The organism is Tomitella biformata AHU 1821, from assembly GCF_000524475.1.
GTDB lineage: Bacteria > Actinomycetota > Actinomycetes > Mycobacteriales > Mycobacteriaceae > Tomitella > Tomitella biformata.
This window is the reverse complement of record NZ_BAVQ01000006.1, coordinates 76,529-95,141: the sequence shown is the minus strand read 5'-3', so window position 1 is coordinate 95,141 and position 18,613 is coordinate 76,529. Positions and strand designations below refer to the sequence as shown.

Below are 18,613 nucleotides of genomic sequence, written 5' to 3'. Positions count from 1 at the left end.
ATGCCACGTTCGATTCCACGCAGACAACTCGCCATGGCCACTATCGCGATGATGGCCAGCGCAGCGCTGCTCGCCGGCTGCGCCAGCAGCAGTTCCAGCGGTTCAGACGACGGCAGTGGCGGCGCGACCACGTCTCCCGGCACAGTGGGCATTATCGGCGATCAGCCCGCGGGCGGCAGCCCCGTCGATGGCGGCACCTTGAGCTTCGCCCCGTTCGCCCCCGTGGCGAGCCTCGACCCGACCAGGACAATTGCCGCGGGCGCGTCCGGCGGCAGCCAGATGGCCGCTATCTACGATGTGCTGATGCGCTGGGATAGCGGCACGGAAAAGTACGTCCCCCAGCTCGCGGAATCGTTCACTTCGAGCGACGACCACCTGAGCTGGACCCTGAAGCTGCGCGACGGCATCAAGTTCAGCGACGGCACGGAACTGAACGCGGACGCGGTGGTCTCCAGCACCAATCGATACAACCAGAACAGGGGCAGCGGCAGCGAGGTGTTCCAGGCCGGCGTCCAGTCCGTCGAGGCCACCGATCCCTCCACTGTCGTCTACACGCTGAAGCAACCGTGGCCCGAGTTCCCCTCGCAGCTGAGCTTCGGGTACGGCATGATCGTCGCGCCCAGCTCCGACGGCCCGGACAACGCGTTCACCCCCATCGGCGCCGGCCCGTTCACCCTCACGAAACTTACCCCCGGCACGGAACTGCTCCTCACTGCCCGCGCTGACTATTGGAACGGCGCACCACACCTCGCCGAGCTCAAGTTCGTCGACATACTGGGCGATCAGCCCAAGATCGACGCGATGAAGGCCGGCGGCATCCACATGGCGTACCTGCGCAACGCCGATTCCGTCGACACCGCCAAGGCGGACTTCCCCGGCTACATCGAGACCGACAGCATGATGGACTTCGGCGCCGTCAACAGCCGAGAGGGCCATCCCGGCGCCGATGTCCGCGTTCGCAAGGCTATGGCGCTGGCTATCGATCCGGACGTCATGAACGAGCGTGGCCGCGATGGCAAGGGAATCCCGGGCACCGCAATGTTCCTCGATTGGTCCAAGTGGCACAACGACGTTGCCGGCATCACGCCGAATCTCGATGAGGCGAGAGCGCTCGTCGAAGAGGTGCAGGCCGAGGGCCTCGACACCCACATCAAGATCGTCAGCGCGCAGGTCCCCGCCTCACAGGCGATGGCCTTGGTCGAGCAGTCCATGCTGCAGTCCGCCGGGTTCACCGCCGACATCGAGTACGTCGCCAACTTCACCGACCTGCTCAAGACCTTGTTCGTCACCTACGATTTCGATCTGGCGCTCTCCGGCACCCCGGTCCCTGACGCCGCACCTTTCGGCCGGCTGTTCTCGATCTTGAATAGCACGTCCAGCACCAACTCCGGTGGGTACGCGGACCCCAAGATGGACCAGTTGCTCGAAGATGTGAAATCAGCGATCACCGACGATGAGAAGCGCACGGCACTCGCCGCCGTGCAGACCGAGGTCAACGAGAAGGCGCCCATCCTGGCGTGGGGCGCGGGCACCAACTTCGTGCCCTGGACCAACAATGTGCACGGCGTCGTGCCCAGCCAAGATGGCATCGTGCTCTTCGATAAGGCGTGGATCGAATAGACCCTGAATGATTAATTTCGACGCGAAAGCGGGCGGCCCCTCGTCGGGCTCGCCCGCTTTCGCGGCGATCACCCAGGCGCCCACACTATGCTCGATGGATGGAACTGCATTCCATCTCCTATTTCATCGCGGTAGTCGACCATGGCAGTGTGACGGCTGCCGCGAACGCGTTGTTCATCGCGCAGCCCTCGCTCTCCCAGGCCATCCGCACACTTGAGAAGAGCCTTGGCGCACCGCTATTCGAGAGAGCGGGCCGTCGCCTCGAGCTCACCGCGGCGGGCCGGGAGTTCGACGCGACCGCCCGGCGGCTGCTCGCCGACCTCGACTCCGCACGCGCCAGGGTGGAGTCCGTCCGCGAACTACGCACCGGCCGGCTGGAGATCGCGACCTACTCGACGTTCTCCATCGACCCGACGGTGGAATTGGTCCGCTTGTTCAAAGCGCGCTTCCCCGGCGTGCTGATGCATGTCATCGACGTCAACGGCCCAGATGGGGTCCTCGAGGCTCTCCGCACCGGCGTGGCCGAGGTCGGCATCACTCGACCGATCGTGGATCATCCACCGCTGCAGTCATTTTCGCTGCGATGCCAGGAGCTCGTCCTCGCATTGCCCCCGGGTCTAGCCGCCGCATTGCCGGATCCGGTACCGCGCGCGGACGTCCAAGACGTCCCACTGATCATAGACGTCGACGCCGTGATGGGCATTCACGATAGCCCAAACCTGTTAGCGGAGAACGCATCCAACGTCATTATTGATTGCGTTCAGCCGACGCTGACATGGGATCTAGTGCGTCATGGCGCCGGCGCCACCATCCTCTCGCGGGCAGTGGCCGACGGCCAGTTAGCGGGCGTCGTCGCTCGCGCGATGGATCCGCCCGCCTACCGAGAGGTCGCGCTGGTCACCCGCAAAGCGCCGTGGTCGCCCGCAGCCGCGGCGTTCATCCACTTCATCACGACGGCGAAGGACGACTGCTGACATGGACCTGCGGCAGCTCCAGTACTTTCTGGCGATCGTCGACCACGCCGGAATGGCCGGGGCGGCAACCGCACTCGGCGTCACCCCGCCCACGATCTCCACGTCGATCCGGACGATGGAGCGGTCCCTTGGACTGCAGCTGTTCCACCGGGTCGGCCGTGGCATGGTCCTGTCCTCCGCCGGCCACACTCTGGTGGGACCGGCCCGACAAATCCTGCGCGACGCGATCGCGGCGAAGAACACCCTGACCTCCTCGCCCACCAGCGCGCTGGTGGGCCAACTCGACATCATGATCTTCCCGCTTCTCGGGCTGAGCGCTCTGGCGGCGGCGCTCACCGACTTCCGCGAGTCCCATCCCTCGGTGCTGGTGCGGATCAAGGAGTTTCAGGATGCAGACCAGGTTGTCGATCTGATCCGGGACGGACATTGCGAGTTCTACCTCAGCCATCTCCCGTTGTCCGCCGCCGACCCGCTGCAGTCGATCACCCTGGCACTGCATGAGCTTCGGCTGGTGTATCCGCCGGGCACCGACCTCCCACCGGGGCCGATCACGCTGTCCCAGCTTCCCGACATCCCCATGCTGTGGGTTCCCAACGACTCCACCGTGCTCTCCGAGCGGATCCAGCAGGAGGTGCAGAGAATGGGAAACATCCCGCACCTGGCGGCGGTGGTGGAGCATCGTGAGGCGCTACTGCCATTTGTCGCGGCGGGCGTCGGCGGCACGGTCGTGGAGCGCGCGGCCGCCGAGGCCCTCACCAACGGCTGCGTCGTCCGCCCCACCATCCCCGTCCTGAACCGCGCCGTCGGCCTCACCTTCGATCCGGACCTGCTATCCCCGGTGGCACGGGCCTTCCTGGCGGTGGTGCGGGAGCGCCTGGATCCGGATCTGAACTAGGGACCCGTCACAGCCGCCCGCGCAGCGCCACCTTGCTAATCTTGCCTGTCGCGGTGACCGGCAGCTGCTCAAGGAAGACCACGTCCCGCAGCTTCTGGTATGGCAGCACGCGGGCGGCGACGAATTCCATCAGCTCCTGCTCTGAGACTGCGGATCCGGCCACCGGGACGACGAAGCCCACCGGCTCCTCGCCCACCTCCGGCGAGGATCGCCCCACCACCGCTGCTGCGTCCACCCCGGGGTGGGTGACGAGGATGTCCTCGATCTCCCGCGGATACACGTTGTATCCCTTATAGAGCAGCATGTCCTTGATGCGGTCGGAGATGAACACGAAGCCGTCCTCGTCGACGTGGCCCACGTCGCCGGTGTCGAGCCAGCCGTCGACGAACTGCGCCGCCGTCGCCTCCGGCTTGTTCAAGTAGCCGTCGGCGACCTGCGGCCCGTGCACCCACAGCGTGCCGCGCTCATTGGCTGCGAGCACCGCGCCTGAGCCGTCCAACGCCCGGACCTGGACCTCGGTATCGAACAGCGGCACGCCGACACTGCCATCCTTGACGGGATACCGTCCCGTCATCGGCGGCACAGTCACCACCGCGGTGGCCTCCGTCATCCCGTACCCCTCGCCCACCTGGGCCGACTGGAACATCGCTCGCAGGGACTCGGCGGTCGGCAGGTCCAGCGGCGCCGCGCCGGACGTGATCACCCGCACCGACGACAGATCCCGCGTCCGCGCATCCGGATGCGCCGCCAACGCATGCCACATCGCGGGGCTGCCGCTAATGGCGGTGACCCGATGCCGCTCGATGAGCTCCAGCATCACCGCGGGCGCGAACCTGCCGGTGAACACGCTCGTCACCCCGGACAACAGCGACGAGTTCAAGAGGACCAACGCGTGCACGTGGAAGAGCGGCGAGACCACGATGCCGACGTCCTCGCCCAGGCCCATCTCCCAGGACCCCGGGCGCACGTCCTCACTGAACCCGAATTGCCCGTCCGCGCGGCGCAGAATTTGGTGTCCGGTGCGCGCCATCATCGTCTGGGCCACGTTCGCCAGCACGTTGCGGTGCAGCACCCGCACGCCTTTCGGGATGCCCGTGGTGCCGCCGGTGTACGAGACGTGCGCGATGTCGTCACCGCACAGGTCGGTGCAGGTGTACTCCTCGGCCGCGGACCCGGTGAAGTCCCAAAACTCGACGGCCGACGCGCCGGCATTAGGGTCCAGGCCGCCCGGCGCATCGACGATCACCAGCTCCGCAGCCGTGCCCGCGACGGCAGCCAGCGCGATCGGGGCCTGGGCAGCCTGCGTCACCACCGCCCGCGCGGCGGTGTCGAGCAACTGGCTGTGCAGGCCCTCGGCCGGCTGCAGCGGATTAACCAGCGACACCGTCGCACCGGATCGCAGCGTGCCGTAATAGGCGACGACGAACTCAATCCCGTTGGCCATATGCATCAGCACGATGTCGCCGCGGCCAATGCCCGACGCGCGCAGCGCAGCGGCGAAGCGTCCGCTCTGCGTCCCGAACTCGGCATACGTCAGCGCCTTGTCGCCGAAGACGAAGGCGTGCCGATCCCCGTACAGGCGAGCGGCCGTAGCCGGCAGCGTGGCAGTCGTGAGGTCGGGGTAGTCGATGGTCCCGGCCAGAAAGTCGGTCCTCGTGGTCAGCATGATTCATCCCGTCGTCGCCCGTCCTAGCCGGCTTCCATTGAACTGGGCGCGGGGTGGTGGAATCAATGAGCAGATGGCGAAGTCATTGGACGAGGTTTCCTATAGGCCGCCGAGTTGTGGAACCTGGCTGCCTTCTCCTGGCTGCCTCGAGAACGACGAAGTTGACGCGGATCTAGCGTTTTCGCGTCAACTTCGTCGTTCTCGGCGGCTATAGATGGCCATAGGCGGCCATGGCTGGCCTATGGATTGCCTATGGATTGCTAGTGCGTGGCCATCTCGATCCGCGCCCGCTCCGCAGCCGAGATGTCCTCCGCCGCAGGCAGGTCCACCTCCACGGATTCGAGCTTGCCGCTAAACGCGAACGCGCCCTTGCCCTGGTAGTCCGGCGAGACGGCGCTGCCCCGGTTGCGGCCGATGTCGAACTGCTCGTTCATGCTGAAGATGCCGCGGGCGGTCTCCTCGACCCGGCCCTCCGCCACGACCGCGCCGTCGACCGAGATCCGCACGGAGCCGCCCCTGCCGAAGCCCTTGCCGTCGTAGTCGAAGTCGACCGCGAGGACCTGCGCGTCCGCGGGGATCGGCTGCTCGGCGCGGAGGTGGGTGACCCCGCCGCCGCTGAAGTTGTAGCAGTACACCGGCTTTCCGTCGAGCAGGTAGAACGACAGGCCGCCGAAGCGCCCGCCAATGCTCGCGATGACGCCGCTGGCCGCGCTGCAATCGCCGGCGATCCGCGCGGTCAGCGAGAACGAGCGGCTAAAGAAGCTCGGTGCCGCCTTCTCGTTCAGCCCATCCATGTGCGGGTAGAACTTCATCCGCGTGCGACCGCGCATGGGGTGCGGAGGCCGCGACTCCTCGTTGGGGAAGCGGTCGACGGTGCGGTCGTCGAGCGGCAGGACCTGGTGCTTCGCCGCCTCCATGAGGAACTTGTCTTTGAGCTCGGCGAGCTTGTCCGGGTACAGGTCGGCGAGGTTCTCCGCCTGCGACCAGTCCACCGTCGTGTCATAGAGTTCCCAGACGTCCTTGTCCATGTCCGGCAGCATCACCCCCGGGGTCGCCATCAGCCACGGCGGGCGGTGCGCGGTCACGGCGGTCCAGCCGTGGTCATAGATGCCGCGGTTGCCGAAGATCTCGAAGTACTGGGTGGTGTGGCGGTCCGCGGCCTCGGCGTCGTTGAACGTGTAGTTCATCGCGACGCCCTCGATCGGCTGCTGCGCGACGCCGTCGACCGTGTGCGGCGCGGGGATGCCGGCCGCCTCGAGGATCGTCGGGGTGATGTCGATGCAGTGGTGCCACTGGTCGCGCACCGCGCCGGTCTCCGTGATTCCCTTGGGCCAGTGCATGATCAGGCCGTTGCGGGTGCCGCCATAGTGCGAGGCGACCTGCTTGGCCCACTGGTACGGGGTGTCCAGGGCCATCGCCCACGAGGCCGGGTAGTGCACGTAGCTCGACGGGGTGCCGATCTCGTCGAAGCGCTCGAGCACCTCGGCCGTTGTGCTCTTATAGCCGTTGAGCCCGGCCAGGTAGTTGAACGCGCCCTCCATGCCGCCCTCTGCGGAGGCCCCGTTGTCGCCGATCATGTAGACGATCAGCGTGTTCTCCAGCTCGCCACGCGATTCGAGGGTGTCGACCAGGCGGCCGACCTCGTCGTCGGTGTGCTCGAGGAACGCCGCGTAGACCTCCATGAGCCGGGCGGAGACCGTCTTCTGGTCCTCGTCGAGCTCGTCCCAGTGCGGCAGGCCCGGCGCCCACGGGGCGAGGACGGTGTCCGGCCCGACGACGCCCAGCTCGATCTGGCGCTCGAGGGTGATCTCGCGCTGGCGGTCCCAGCCGTGGTCGAATTCGCCGCGGTACTTGTCCAGGTAGCGGTCCGGGATCTGCAGCGGCGCGTGGCAGGCGCCGAACGGGACGTACGCAAACCAGGGCTTCTCCGGGTCCATCGTCTTGACGCCCTCGACCCAGTTCAGCGTCTGGTCCACGAGGTCCTCGGTCATGTGGTAGCCCTCGTCGGGCGTCTTCGGCGGGTCGATGACCTTGAATCCGTCGACCAGCACCGGCTCGAACTGGTCCGACTCCGCGCCGAGGAAGCCGTAGAACTTCTCAAAGCCCTCGCGCAGCGGCCAGCGGTCGAACGGCCCGGCGGGGGTGATCTCCCACGGCGGGGTCTGGTGCATCTTGCCGAACGCGCCGGTGGCATAGCCGTTGCCCTGCAGCACGCGGGCGATGGTCGCGGCGGAGTCGGGCCGGGTGCCGTTGTAGCCGGGGGCGGTGCCGGCCTGCTCGGCGATGACGCCGAAGCCGACGCTGTGGTGGTTGCGGCCGGTCAGCGTCGCGGAGCGGGTCGGCGAGCACAGCGCGGTGGTGTGGAAGCGCGAGTACTTGAGGCCGTCCGCCGCGAGTCGCTCCGCGGTGGGGGTGCGGCATGGGCCGCCGAAGGCGGACGCGGCGCCGAAGCCCACGTCGTCGATCATCACCAGCAGCACGTTGGGGGCGCCCGCGGGCGGGCGGATCTTCGCCGGCCGGCTGAACTGCGGGTTCTGCGTCCGATAGTCGAAGGCCGCGGAGACCTTCGACGGCTCCTGGGCGATGGGGATGGAATACCGGTTGACCACTGCTGCGCTCCCGCCATACAGACCGTAGCCGGTTGGCTACACCGATCAAATGTAGCCGCTCGACTACACTTCGTGAAGTGGAATCCGATTCAGTGAAACCCCAAGACTCGAAGCCCCAAGACTCGAAGCCTCAGGGGCGCGACGAGGTCCGCCGGTCGATCCTGCGGGCGGCCCGCCAGCACTTCGCCCGCGAGGGCACCCGCGGCTCGCTGCGCGATATCGCGGCGACCGCCCGCGTCAACGTGGGGCTTATCCACCGCCACTTCGGCCGCAAGGACCAACTAGTCGACGAGGTCATCTCCGACACCCTCGATCGCAGCGCTCGGGCCCTCGAGGACGACGGCACCGTGCCCGACGCCATCCGCCAGATGTTCCTCGGGGCCACCGGCAACACCGACTTCGTGCGGACCATCGCCTGGCTGGCCCTGGAGGGCGACGGGACCGCGCCCAGCCCCCTCGCCGGGGCCCAGCATCGCAATATCGCGCGGGTCCGCGCCCTGTCTCCGCAAGATCCCGACCACGATCTGCGCCTCATGGCCGCCCTCACTGTGCTGTGGGGATGGTCGATCTTCAACCGGGAGATACTGTCAGCGTTCGACATCGACGATGCCGACCGGCCAACAGTCGAGGCCCGGATGGCGGACCTGCTGGCAGAGCTGGTCGACGACGAGAGGCCCACCCAATGACCCAGTCCCCCTGCTGCGCCGGGTCCACCCGCACCCCCGGCTCCGATGCCAGCCAACCGGCCGCCTTCGACTCGCCGCGCAGCACCAAGGGCCAGGTCCTGATCCCGGGCGGAGTCTTCGCGATGGGCGACCACTTCAACGAGGGCTATCCCGCCGACGGCGAGGTCCCCGTGCACGCCGTCGAGCTCGCCCCGTTCCACATCGACGCCACCGCCGTCACCAACAGCGCGTTCGCAAAGTTCGCCAAGGCCACCAGCTACGTCACCGAGTCCGAGCGCTACGGCAGCTCCGCCGTCTTCCACCTCGCCGTGGCCGCCGAACCCGCAGACGTGCTCAACCGGCTCGACTCCACGCCCTGGTGGCTGACCGTGCGCGGTGCGGACTGGAAGCATCCGGAGGGCCCGCTCTCGGGTATCGGCGACTGTCAGAACCACCCCGTCACGCACGTGTCCTGGCACGACGCGCAGGCCTACGCCTCGTGGGCCGGCAAGCGCCTGCCCACGGAGGCCGAGTGGGAGTGCGCCGCGCGCGGCGGCCTCGTCGGCAAGCGCTACGCCTGGGGCGACGAGCTCACCCCACGCGGGCAGTGGCGCTGCAATATCTGGCAGGGCGAGTTCCCGCACGTGAACACCGAGGACGACGGCTACCTCACCACCGCGCCTGTGAAGACCTACCGCCCCAACGGTTTCGGGCTCTACAACATGGCCGGCAATGTGTGGGAGTGGTGCGCGGACCGCTTCGACCCCGCCTACTACCAGCGCTCGCCGCGGCAAAACCCGGCCGGGCCGGACGAGGGCGAGAGCCGGGTCATGCGCGGCGGGTCCTTCCTGTGCCACGACTCGTACTGCAACCGCTACCGCGTCGCCGCCCGCTCCTCGAACACCCCCGACTCGGCCTCGGCCAACCTCGGGTTCCGCTGCGCGAACGACGCCTAACGCGGCTAGGCCATTTCGTCGTCGTCCGCTCCGAGTGTGGCTCTGCCAATAGTCCTGCCGCGGGCCTACGTTGCGCGGGCAGACAACGCCCGTAACACCTCAATCGGGAGCGTCGGACACCGTAAATCCCCCGGTGGACGAGCCTCGAATTAGGTGTCGCCGGAAAAGCCCAGGTGGCGCGGGTGGTGGCGGCCGGTCAGCCTTCACCAACGGGGGGTTTGGGCCGTTCCTCCACAATAATTGCAGGTCGGGTGCCCGCTCGTGAAAATCCTGACGGAGCTATTCGGACGTTTCCCCAGGTGGCTGCGAACGGGGGTCGTCTCTGACCGCACGAGCGGGCGAAACCCGGTCCTCATCGCCTAGATTCCCGGGCATCGGGTGCCCGCGGAACGTAGGCGTCCTGCAGGTCCCGATCAGTGGCCGAGTCACAGCTTGTAGGTGCGCAGCAGCCCCTTGCTGATGATGGTCTTCTGGATCTCGCTGGTGCCCTCCCCGATCAGCAGGAACGGGGCCTCGCGCATGAGCCGCTCGATCTCGTATTCCTTGGAGTAGCCGTAGCCGCCGTGGATGCGGAAGCTCGCCTGCGTGACCTCCGAGCAGTACTCGCTGGCCAGGTACTTCGACATCCCGGCGGCGACGTCATTGCGCTCGCCGGAGTCCTTGAGCCGGGCCGCGTTGACCATCATCAGGTGCGCGGCCTCGACCTTGGTGGCCATCTCCGCGAGTGAGAACGCGATCGCCTGGTGCTCGGCGATCGCCTTGCCGAACGTGTGGCGCTGCTGGGCGTATTTCACAGCAAGCTCGAACGCGCGGATCGCGACCCCGCAGGCGCGGGCGGAGACGTTGACCCGGCCGACCTCGACGCCGTCCATCATCTGCGCGAAGCCGCGGCCGGGCGTCCCGCCCAGAATCTGGTCGGCACTGGCCTGGTAGTCGTCGAAGAAGAGCTCGGTGGTGTCGATGCCCTTATAGCCCATCTTGTCGAGCTTCCTAGGAATGGTGATCCCGGGGACGACCTCGCCGAACCCGGCGGGCTTCTCGATCAGGAACGTCGTCAGGTTCTGGTGCGGGCGAGAGGCACCCTCGTCGGTGCGCACCAGCGCGGCGACCAGGGTTGAGCTCGCGCCGTTGGTCAGCCACATCTTCTGCCCGTTGATCACATAGCCATCGCCCGCCCGCGTGCCTTTAGTGCGGATCGCGGCGACGTCGGAGCCCAGCTCGGGCTCGGACATCGAGAACGCGCCGCGCACCTCGCCGGTCGCCATCCGAGGCAGATAGTGGTCCTTCTGGGCTTGGGTGCCGTGCTGGCGGATCATGTAGGCGACGATGAAGTGGGTGTTGATCACCCCGGACACGCTCATCCAGCCGCGCGCGAGCTCCTCCACACACAGCGCGTAGGTGAGGAGGGATTCGCCGAGGCCGCCGTACTCCTCGGGGATCATCAGGCCGAACAGGCCCATGTCCTTCATCTGGTCGACGATGGCCTGCGGGTAGGTGTCGGAGTGCTCGAGCTCCTGGGCGTTCGGGATGACCTCCTTGTCCACGAACGCGCGGACGGTGGCGAGGATCTCGGTCTGGAACTCGGTGAGGCCGTGGGTCTGGGCAAGACGGGTCATAGCAGGTCCTTGTGTTCGAGGGGCGCGGCCGAGTAGACGGCGCCGGAGTCAATGAGCCGAGCGATCTCATCGGAGTTCAGGCCCAGGTGCTCGGCCAGGACCGCGGCGGTGTCGTCCCCGTTCCCGGGAGCTGGACGCGGCCGGCTGTGCTGTCCATCGATCGACATCGGGGCACCAGGTGCGAGATGCGCGCCGATGCGGGGCTGGTCGAGCTGTTGGAACAGCGGATTGGCCGTGACCCGCGGGTCCGCGGCGACCTCCGCGAAGGTGCGGTACCGCTCATACAGCACCGACGACGCCGACAGGAACTTCTCCACCTCGTCACCGGTGTGCGCGCGGAACCAGGGGCCGAAGAGTCCATTCAGGAGGTCGCGATGCTGGAAGCGGGTGCCTTCGTCCCGGAAGTCGACGCCGAGCGCCGTTTCCACCGCGGCGACCGCCGCCGTGGTGCCGGTGAGCTCCGCCAGGTCGCGAAAGTGCCGCGGCGTGAGCGCCACAATCATGAACCGGGCGCCGTCGGCGGCGGCGAAGTCGTTGCCATAGGTGCCGTAAACCGCGTTGCCGATCCGCTCGCGGTCCGCGCCGCCGAGCTGCGCTTCGGCGAGGTAGCCGAGGTTGCCGGCGGTGGCCAGCGCCACGTCTTCGAGCGGCAGCACAATTTTCGAGCCGGCGCCGGTGACCTCGCGTCGGTGCACGGCGGCGGTGATCGACAACGCCGCGTACAGCCCGCACGCGATATCCCAGGCGGGCAGCAGGTGGTTGACCGGACCATCGTGGCCGCTGGGCCCCGTCGCGAGGGGGAAGCCGACGGCGGCGTTGACGGTGTAGTCGACGGCGGCGCCGCCATCCGCGCGGCCGAGGACCTGCAGGTGGATCAGGTCCGGCCGCTCGCGCGACAGGCCCGTGTAGTCCAGCCAGTCCCGGCCCGCGGCGTTGGTGACGACGATGCCAGCCTCCACGATGAGGTCGCGGATCACTTGCTGCGCGGCGGGGTCCCGGAAGTCGGCGGCGAGGGAGCGTTTGCCCTTGTTCAGGCCCGCCCAGTAGATGGACTCGCCGTCGTCGGTGAGGGGCCAGCGGTGGTAATCGGCGGCCCCGCCGATGGGGTCGACGCGGATGACCTCGGCCCCCAGTTGGGCGAGCGTCATGCCGCAGAGCGGGGCCGCGACGAAGCTCGAGACCTCGACGACCCGCACGCCGGCCAACGGCGCAGACATATCGGACGAATGGCTATCGGACGAGTTCATGCGGTACGTCCTTCCCAGGATTGATCGGCGCCGGGCGCCACGGCCCAGCGATGTGCGAATGAGAATGCAACGGTTATCCGCGCTGAGCCTGTTTGACCAGGCCACCGCCGATGATCAGGCGCTGGATCTCGCTGGTGCCCTCGTAGAGCCGCAGCAGGCGCACGTCGCGGTAGATCCGCTCGACAACCATCTCCCGCATGTAGCCGGAGCCGCCGTGGATCTGCACGGCGAGGTCCGCCACCTTCCCGACCATCTCGGTGCAGAACAGTTTCGCGGCCGACGGCGCGATCCGGCGGTCGGTGTTCTCCACCCATGCCCGGGCGGCGTCGCGGACTAGCGCGCGGCCGGCCATCACCCCGGTCTGTTGGTCGGCGAGCATCGCCTGGACTAGCTGGAATCCGCCGATCGGGGTGCCGCCCTGGGTCGCGGTGGCGGCGTGCGCCACGGACTCGTCGAGCGCGCGCTGCGCCTGCCCGACGGACAGCGCCGCGATGTGCACCCGGCCACGGGCGAGGGACGTCATGGCTGCGCGGTAGCCGACGTCCTCGCTGCCCCCGACCAGCGCCGAGGCGGGGACGCGCACGTCGGTGAAGTGCACGTCCGCGGTCCAGGCCCCCTCCTGGCCCATCTTCTTGTCCTTCGCGCCGACCTCGACGCCCGGCGTGTCCGCGGACACCAGGAACACCGCGATGCCGGTGCCGTCCGCATCCGCGGGCCGGGTGCGGGCGAACACGACGAACAGGTCCGCGAGCGGCGCGTTCGTGATGAAGCACTTATCGCCGTTCAGCACCCAATCGTCGCCGTCGCGCTTCGCGGTGGTCCGCAGCCCCGCCGGGTTCGACCCTGCCCCGGGCTCGGTGAGCGCGAACGACGCGACGACCGCGCCGGAGGCGATGCCCTCGAGCCACTGGGCCTTCTGCTCGTCGGTGCCGAAGCCGACGAGCACCTGGCCGGCGATGCCGTTGTTGGTGCCGAACATCGACCGCAGGGCCAACGTCGTGTACCCGAGCTCCATCGCCAGCTCGGCGTCCTGCATCAGGTTCAGGCCCAACCCGCCCCACTCTTGCGGGATCGCGTAGCCGAACAGGCCCATGTCCTTGGCCGCGGCGCGGATGTCGTCCGGGATCGCGTTGGTCTCGGCGATCTCCTGCTCGCGCGGCAGCACGACGGTGCGGACGAAGGCCCGGGTCTGGGTGAGGATCTCACGGAAATCGTCGTCGTCGACCTGGGCGGGGGCGGCCTGAGATGTAGTCATGCTGCCAGCCTGCGTGGTGCGGAGTCCGGTGTCCAATACGAAAAGAGACATTCACCGATAGCCACCTTCGATGAATTTTGCGGGGTCGAATCGCCTATCCGCCGATATATTCGGATCATCACCCGGCGCGCCCCCGCGCGTTTAGAAAGGACTGCCATGAGCCTGTTGGCCAACCGCACCGCCGTCGTCACCGGAGGCGCCCAGGGCATCGGTTTCGAGATCGCCCGCCAGTTCGTGGATGCCGGCGCCCGCGTCGTCATCGGCGATCTCGACCTCGAACGGGCAACCGCGGCCGCCGAGCAGCTTGGCGGCCGCGATGTGGCCCGCGCCGTGCGCTGCGACGTGGTGCGGGCCGAGGACTGGGACGTGTTGCTCGCTGAGGCCGTCGACGGCTTCGGCTCGCTCGATGTCGTCGTCAACAACGCCGGCATCACCCGCGACGCCACGATGCGCACCATGACCGAGGAGGATTTCGACCTGGTGATCGGCGTGCACCTGAAAGGCACCTGGCAGGGCACGCGCAAGGCCTCCGCGATCATGCGGGAGGCCAAGAGCGGCGCGATCGTCAATCTCTCGTCACTGTCCGGCAAGGTCGGCATGATCGGGCAGACCAACTACTCCGCCGCCAAGGCCGGCATCGTCGGCATGACCAAGGCCGCGGCGAAGGAGATGGCGCACCACGGCGTCCGGGTCAACGCGATTCAGCCGGGCCTGATCCGCTCGGCCATGACCGAGGCCATGCCACAGAAGGCGTGGGACGGGAAGATGGCCGAGATTCCGATGAACCGCGCGGGCGAGGTCGCCGAGGTCGCGTCGGTGGCGCTGTTCCTCGCATCCGACATGTCCTCCTATATGACCGGCACCGTCCTCGAGGTCACCGGCGGCCGATTCATGTGAACCGCACATTACGAGTAGAAGAGAGCAGCGATCATGCGTGAAGTAGTCATCTGCGAGCCCGTCCGCACCCCGATCGGCCGCTACGGCGGCATGTTCCAATCCCTCACCGCCGTCGACCTGGGCGTCACCGCGCTGCAGGGCCTGATCGAGCGCACCGGGATCGCACCCGACACCATCGAGGACGTCATCCTCGGCCACTGCAACGGCAACAGCGAGGCCCCCGCCATCGGCCGCGTCGTGGCACTCGACGCGGGCCTGCCGATCACGGTGCCCGGCATGCACATCGACCGGCGCTGCGGCTCGGGCCTCCAGTCCGTCATTCAAGCCGCGCTACAGGTCGGCAGCGGGGCCAACGACGTCGTCGTCGCCGGCGGCACCGAGTCGATGAGCAACGCGGCCTTCTACTCCACCGACATGCGCTGGGGCGGCGCCCGCTCCGGCATCCAGATGCACGACGGCCTGGCCCGCGCCCGCGGCACCGCCGGCGGCAAGCACTACCCAGTGCCGGGCGGGATGATCGAGACGGCGGAGAATCTGCGCCGCGAGTATGGGATCAGCCGGACCGAGCAGGACGAGTTAGCCGCCCGCTCCCATGCCCGCGCCGTCGCCGCCCAGACCAGCGGGATCTTCGCCGAGGAGATCATCCCGACGACCGTGACCTCCCGCAAGGGCGAGACCGTCATCGACACCGACGAGCACCCTCGCGCCGACACCACCGCCGAGTCCCTCGCCAAACTCCGCCCCATCATGGGCCGACAAGATCCCGACGCCACCGTCACCGCCGGCAACGCCAGCGGCCAGAACGACGCGGCATCGATGGCCCTGGTCACCACGCCAGAGCGGGCCGCCGCGCTCGGCCTGACGCCGCTCGTGCGCATGGTCTCCTGGGGCGTCGCCGGCGTCGCCCCGAAGGTCATGGGCATCGGCCCCGTGCCCGCCACCGAGATCGCGCTGCGCAAGGCCGGCCTCACCCTGGCCGACCTCGACGTCATCGAGCTCAACGAGGCGTTCGCCGCCCAGGCCCTCGCAGTCACCCGCGAATGGGGATTCGTCGCAGCGGATTTCGAGCGCACCAACATTCACGGCTCCGGCATCTCGCTGGGCCACCCCGTGGGCGCCACCGGCGGCCGCATGCTCGCCACCCTCGCCCGCGAGCTGCACCGCCGCGACGGCCGCTACGCGCTGGAGACCATGTGCATCGGCGGCGGCCAGGGCCTGGCAGCGGTCTTCGAGCGGGTGTAGTCCCACCTGCCCGCGACGTGACCGACGTGGTTGCCCGGCCCCACTGTCTAGGACAGTGGGGCCGAGGCCATCACAGCCCTAGGTCCTTGGCGATGATCGTCTTCATGACCTCGCTGGTGCCGCCGTAGATCCGGGTGACGCGGGTGTCGGCGTAGAGCCGGGCGATGGGGTATTCGGTGACGTACCCGTAGCCGCCGTGCAGCTGCAGGCACTTGTCGATCACCCGGCCCGCGGTCTCCGTGCAGAACAGCTTCGCCCGCGCCGCGTCGGGGACGGTGAGCTCGCCGGCGTCGTGCAGCTCGATGGCCCGGTCGACCATCAACTGGATCGCCAGGACGTCTGTCGCGCACTCCGCCAACACGAATTTGGTGTTCTGGAACGCGGCGACGGGCTTGCCGAACACCTTGCGTTCCTTGACGTAGCCGATCGCGTGCGCCAGCGCCGCCGACGAGGTCGCGGCGGCGCCGAACGCGATGGTCAGCCGCTCCTGCGCCAGGTTGTGGGTCAGGTAGGAGAATCCGGCCCCCTCCTCGCCCAGCCGGTCCGTCACCGGCACCTTCACGTCGGTGAAGGACAGCTCGGCGGTGTCCGAGGTCCGCAGGCCGATCTTGTCGATCTTGCGACCCACCGCGTACCCCTCGGATGACGTGTCGACCACGAGGATGCTCAGGCCGGCGCGGCGGTCCTCGGGGGTGCTGGGCGCGGTCCGGCACACCACCAACACGCGGTCCGCGAGCACGCCGCCGGTGATGAACGTCTTCGCGCCGTTGAGCACATAGTGCGTGCCGTCCGCGGACAGCTTGGCGGACGTGGCGATATTGGCCAGGTCCGATCCGGTGCCCGGCTCGGTCATGGCGATCGCGAACATCAGCTCGCCCGACGCGAACCCGGGGAGCCAGCGGCCCTTCTGCTCTGCGGTCGCATGCTCCACGAGATACGGCAGGATCAGGTTGCTGTGCACGGAGTAGCTGCCGAAGGACGCGCCCGCGGCGGCGATCTCTTCGGCCACCACCACGTTGAACTTGATGCTCGCCTCGCCGCCGCCGCCAAACTCCTCCGGCGCCTGGACACCAAGCACGCCGAGCTCCCCCAGCCGCCGGTAGAACTCACGCGGCGGATGCCCCTCCGCCTCCCACTCATGGTGGACCGGGCTGACCTCCTTCGCGATGAAGTCGCGGATGCTCTGGCGGAATGCCTCGTGGTCCTCGTTGAACACGGTTCGCTGCACGTGAATCTCCTTCGAATGGCATGGGTTAGAACCAGAATGCAACAGACTCCCCCGCTACGCCAGCACCGGTCTCCTATGCCACTAATAGGCCCACCCAATATGCTCTGACCTGCGATCCATAGGAAATAGTGATTGGTCGATTCAACTACTGCCCATTGCCCAAGTGACCCGCGCCACATCTAATGAGGGAGTCCGCAACGCACGATCTGCGCCGCTCCGATCGACTCTCCTCGATCGCCCCCCACCTCCCCGCGAAGGGACACCCCCGTGACCACAGCTGAGCTCGCCCCAGATAAAAAAGACGGCTCGACGCCACCCCCGCCGGCTGGCGCCGCCCCCGGTGGCATGCTGCCCGCAATGGGCAACATCGTGAACAGCAAGCGCGCCTGGGCCATGACGGGTCTCGTCACGTTCCTCTATGTCGTGAACTACGCCGACAAGGCGGTGCTCGGCATCATCGCCCAGCCGCTCGCCCGGGAGCTGGGGCTGACCTCCACGCAGATCGGAATGGTCGGCAGCCTGTTCTTCCTGACCTTCACCATCGGCGGGTTCATGGCAGGAGCGCTGAACAAGCTCCTCACGCTGCGGTGGGCGCTGCTCGCGCTGTGCATGATGTGGTCGATCGTGATGTTGCCGCTCGTGATCTCGGCGAGCCTGGCAGCGCTCATCATCTGCCGGATGCTGCTCGGACTCGCCGAGGGCCCCAGCTCCGCGCTGATGCACACCGCCGCGTACTCGTGGCATCCGCCGGCCAAGCGCGGCCTGCCCAGCGCGCTGCTCGCCGGCTCCGCGTCCGTCGCGAAGATCGCGCTCGCCCCCGTCCTCGCCTTCATCACTGTCGAGTTCGGCTGGCGCGCGGCGATCTTGGCGCTGTCCGGCCTCGGCGTCCTGTGGATGGTGTGCTGGGTGACCGGTTGGACCGAGGGCCCGTTCACGAGCAAGGCGGTCAAGTCCCCCAAGTCGGATGACAGCGCGGCCCCGGCCACCATCGTCCACGAGGAGCCGAGCGCACCGTGGCGGAGCATCCTGCTCTCGCGCACCTTCGTCAGCTGCTGCGTGCTGATCATGGCCGTCTACTCGCTGACCACCGTCGTGCTCACCTGGCTGCCGTCGTACTTCGAGGTCGGCCTGGGCTACACCGCGCTGCAGGCCGGCTCGATGTTCGCGCTGCCCTCCGTCGTGGGCCTGGCGCTGATGCTCGTCTCCGGAGCTGTGACCGACAAGATGATCGCCCGCGGCGCCCGCTCCCGCGTCGTCCGCATCATCGTGCCGTGCGTCGGCGTCCTGATCTGCGGCTCCGTCCTCCTGTTCCTGCCGCAGATCGGCACCCCCGCGCTCGCCGTCGCCGCCGTCTCGATCGGCTATGGCTTCGCGGCTATCGTGTTCCCCCTCGTCAACTCCGCGATCTCCGAGCTGTGCCCGCCGCAGCAGACCGCCGGCACGATGGGCGCGTTCCTCGCCATCATGGCCATCGGTGGCCTGATCGCCCCCTACGCGACAGGAGTCCTCGTCGACAACGCCGCGACCGCCGCGGAGGGCTATGCCCAGGCCTTCCAGGCGATCGGCGTCGTCGGCGCCATCGGCGCGGTGCTGGTGCTGATCTTCGCGAACCCCGAGCGGGACAAGAAGCTCATCCGCGCCGCGGCGCAGTCTGCCAACGCCGCGACTTCCGACGCATAGCCACCGGCTATCTGACGCATATCCCGAAGGCCATTGTCCCGGTGGCCGACGGCGTGGTCGACT

14 protein-coding genes are annotated in these 18,613 nt (G+C 68.0%); 8 read left to right on the top strand and 6 right to left on the bottom strand.

Going from position 1 to position 18,613, the window contains the following annotated elements:
* The first annotated feature begins 33 nt into the window (after positions 1–33).
* From TBIF_RS04485 to TBIF_RS04475, 3 genes are all read left to right on the top strand, one after another.
* The gene (locus TBIF_RS04485; RefSeq protein ID WP_051461348.1) at positions 34–1,620 is read left to right on the top strand and encodes an ABC transporter substrate-binding protein; all 1,587 of its coding nucleotides are present in this window, start codon (positions 34–36) and stop codon (positions 1,618–1,620) included.
* A gap of 98 nt (positions 1,621–1,718) precedes the next feature.
* On the top strand, positions 1,719–2,594 hold the full coding sequence (locus TBIF_RS04480) for a LysR family transcriptional regulator (RefSeq protein WP_024793666.1): 876 nt from the start codon (positions 1,719–1,721) through the stop codon (positions 2,592–2,594).
* 1 nt (position 2,595) lies between these two features.
* Positions 2,596–3,489 (top strand): LysR family transcriptional regulator, encoded by an 894-nt coding sequence (locus TBIF_RS04475; RefSeq protein WP_024793665.1) that lies wholly within the window; start codon positions 2,596–2,598, stop codon positions 3,487–3,489.
* Between the two features lie 7 nt (positions 3,490–3,496).
* On the opposite strand, the gene TBIF_RS22835 is transcribed toward TBIF_RS04475, so the two are convergent.
* On the bottom strand, positions 3,497–5,155 hold the full coding sequence (locus tag TBIF_RS22835; RefSeq protein ID WP_051461347.1) for a class I adenylate-forming enzyme family protein: 1,659 nt from the start codon (positions 5,153–5,155) through the stop codon (positions 3,497–3,499).
* A gap of 260 nt (positions 5,156–5,415) precedes the next feature.
* Entirely contained in the window at positions 5,416–7,764 is a 2,349-nt protein-coding gene (locus TBIF_RS04465; protein WP_024793664.1) for a sulfatase-like hydrolase/transferase, read from the bottom strand.
* Positions 7,765–7,841: 77 nt separating this feature from the next.
* Here TBIF_RS04465 and TBIF_RS04460 point away from each other — a divergent pair, with 77 nt between their 5' ends.
* The gene (locus TBIF_RS04460; protein ID WP_158506313.1) at positions 7,842–8,450 is read left to right on the top strand and encodes a TetR/AcrR family transcriptional regulator; all 609 of its coding nucleotides are present in this window, start codon (positions 7,842–7,844) and stop codon (positions 8,448–8,450) included.
* Complete coding sequence (locus TBIF_RS04455; protein ID WP_038169758.1) at positions 8,447–9,385, top strand: formylglycine-generating enzyme family protein; 939 nt, start codon at positions 8,447–8,449, stop codon at positions 9,383–9,385. Before TBIF_RS04460 ends, TBIF_RS04455 begins: the two co-directional genes overlap by 4 nt.
* Positions 9,386–9,810: 425 nt before the next feature.
* Here the strand turns inward: TBIF_RS04455 and TBIF_RS04450 are convergent, their stop codons facing one another.
* From TBIF_RS04450 to TBIF_RS04440, 3 genes are all read right to left on the bottom strand, one after another.
* A complete protein-coding gene (locus TBIF_RS04450) occupies positions 9,811–11,001 on the bottom strand; it encodes an acyl-CoA dehydrogenase family protein (protein ID WP_024793661.1) in 1,191 nt (396 codons plus the stop codon).
* Entirely contained in the window at positions 10,998–12,248 is a 1,251-nt protein-coding gene (locus TBIF_RS04445; protein WP_024793660.1) for a CoA transferase, read from the bottom strand. The genes TBIF_RS04450 and TBIF_RS04445 overlap by 4 nt, the downstream gene beginning before the upstream one ends.
* 73 nt (positions 12,249–12,321) lie before the next feature.
* The gene (locus TBIF_RS04440) at positions 12,322–13,503 is read right to left on the bottom strand and encodes an acyl-CoA dehydrogenase family protein (RefSeq protein ID WP_024793659.1); all 1,182 of its coding nucleotides are present in this window, start codon (positions 13,501–13,503) and stop codon (positions 12,322–12,324) included.
* Positions 13,504–13,659: 156 nt separating this feature from the next.
* Here TBIF_RS04440 and fabG point away from each other — a divergent pair, with 156 nt between their 5' ends.
* Positions 13,660–14,400: a 3-oxoacyl-ACP reductase FabG gene (gene fabG, locus TBIF_RS04435; RefSeq protein WP_024793658.1), complete on the top strand. Its 741-nt coding sequence runs from the start codon at positions 13,660–13,662 to the stop codon at positions 14,398–14,400.
* A 33-nt stretch (positions 14,401–14,433) separates the two neighbouring features.
* The gene (locus tag TBIF_RS04430) at positions 14,434–15,642 is read left to right on the top strand and encodes an acetyl-CoA C-acetyltransferase (protein ID WP_024793657.1); all 1,209 of its coding nucleotides are present in this window, start codon (positions 14,434–14,436) and stop codon (positions 15,640–15,642) included.
* Between the two features lie 70 nt (positions 15,643–15,712).
* Here the strand turns inward: TBIF_RS04430 and TBIF_RS04425 are convergent, their stop codons facing one another.
* A complete protein-coding gene (locus TBIF_RS04425) occupies positions 15,713–16,870 on the bottom strand; it encodes an acyl-CoA dehydrogenase family protein (RefSeq protein ID WP_024793656.1) in 1,158 nt (385 codons plus the stop codon).
* Positions 16,871–17,137: 267 nt separating this feature from the next.
* Between TBIF_RS04425 and TBIF_RS04420 the strand changes: the two genes are divergently transcribed.
* Entirely contained in the window at positions 17,138–18,550 is a 1,413-nt protein-coding gene (locus TBIF_RS04420) for an MFS transporter (RefSeq protein WP_024793655.1), read from the top strand.
* The last annotated feature ends 63 nt before the right edge of the window (positions 18,551–18,613 follow it).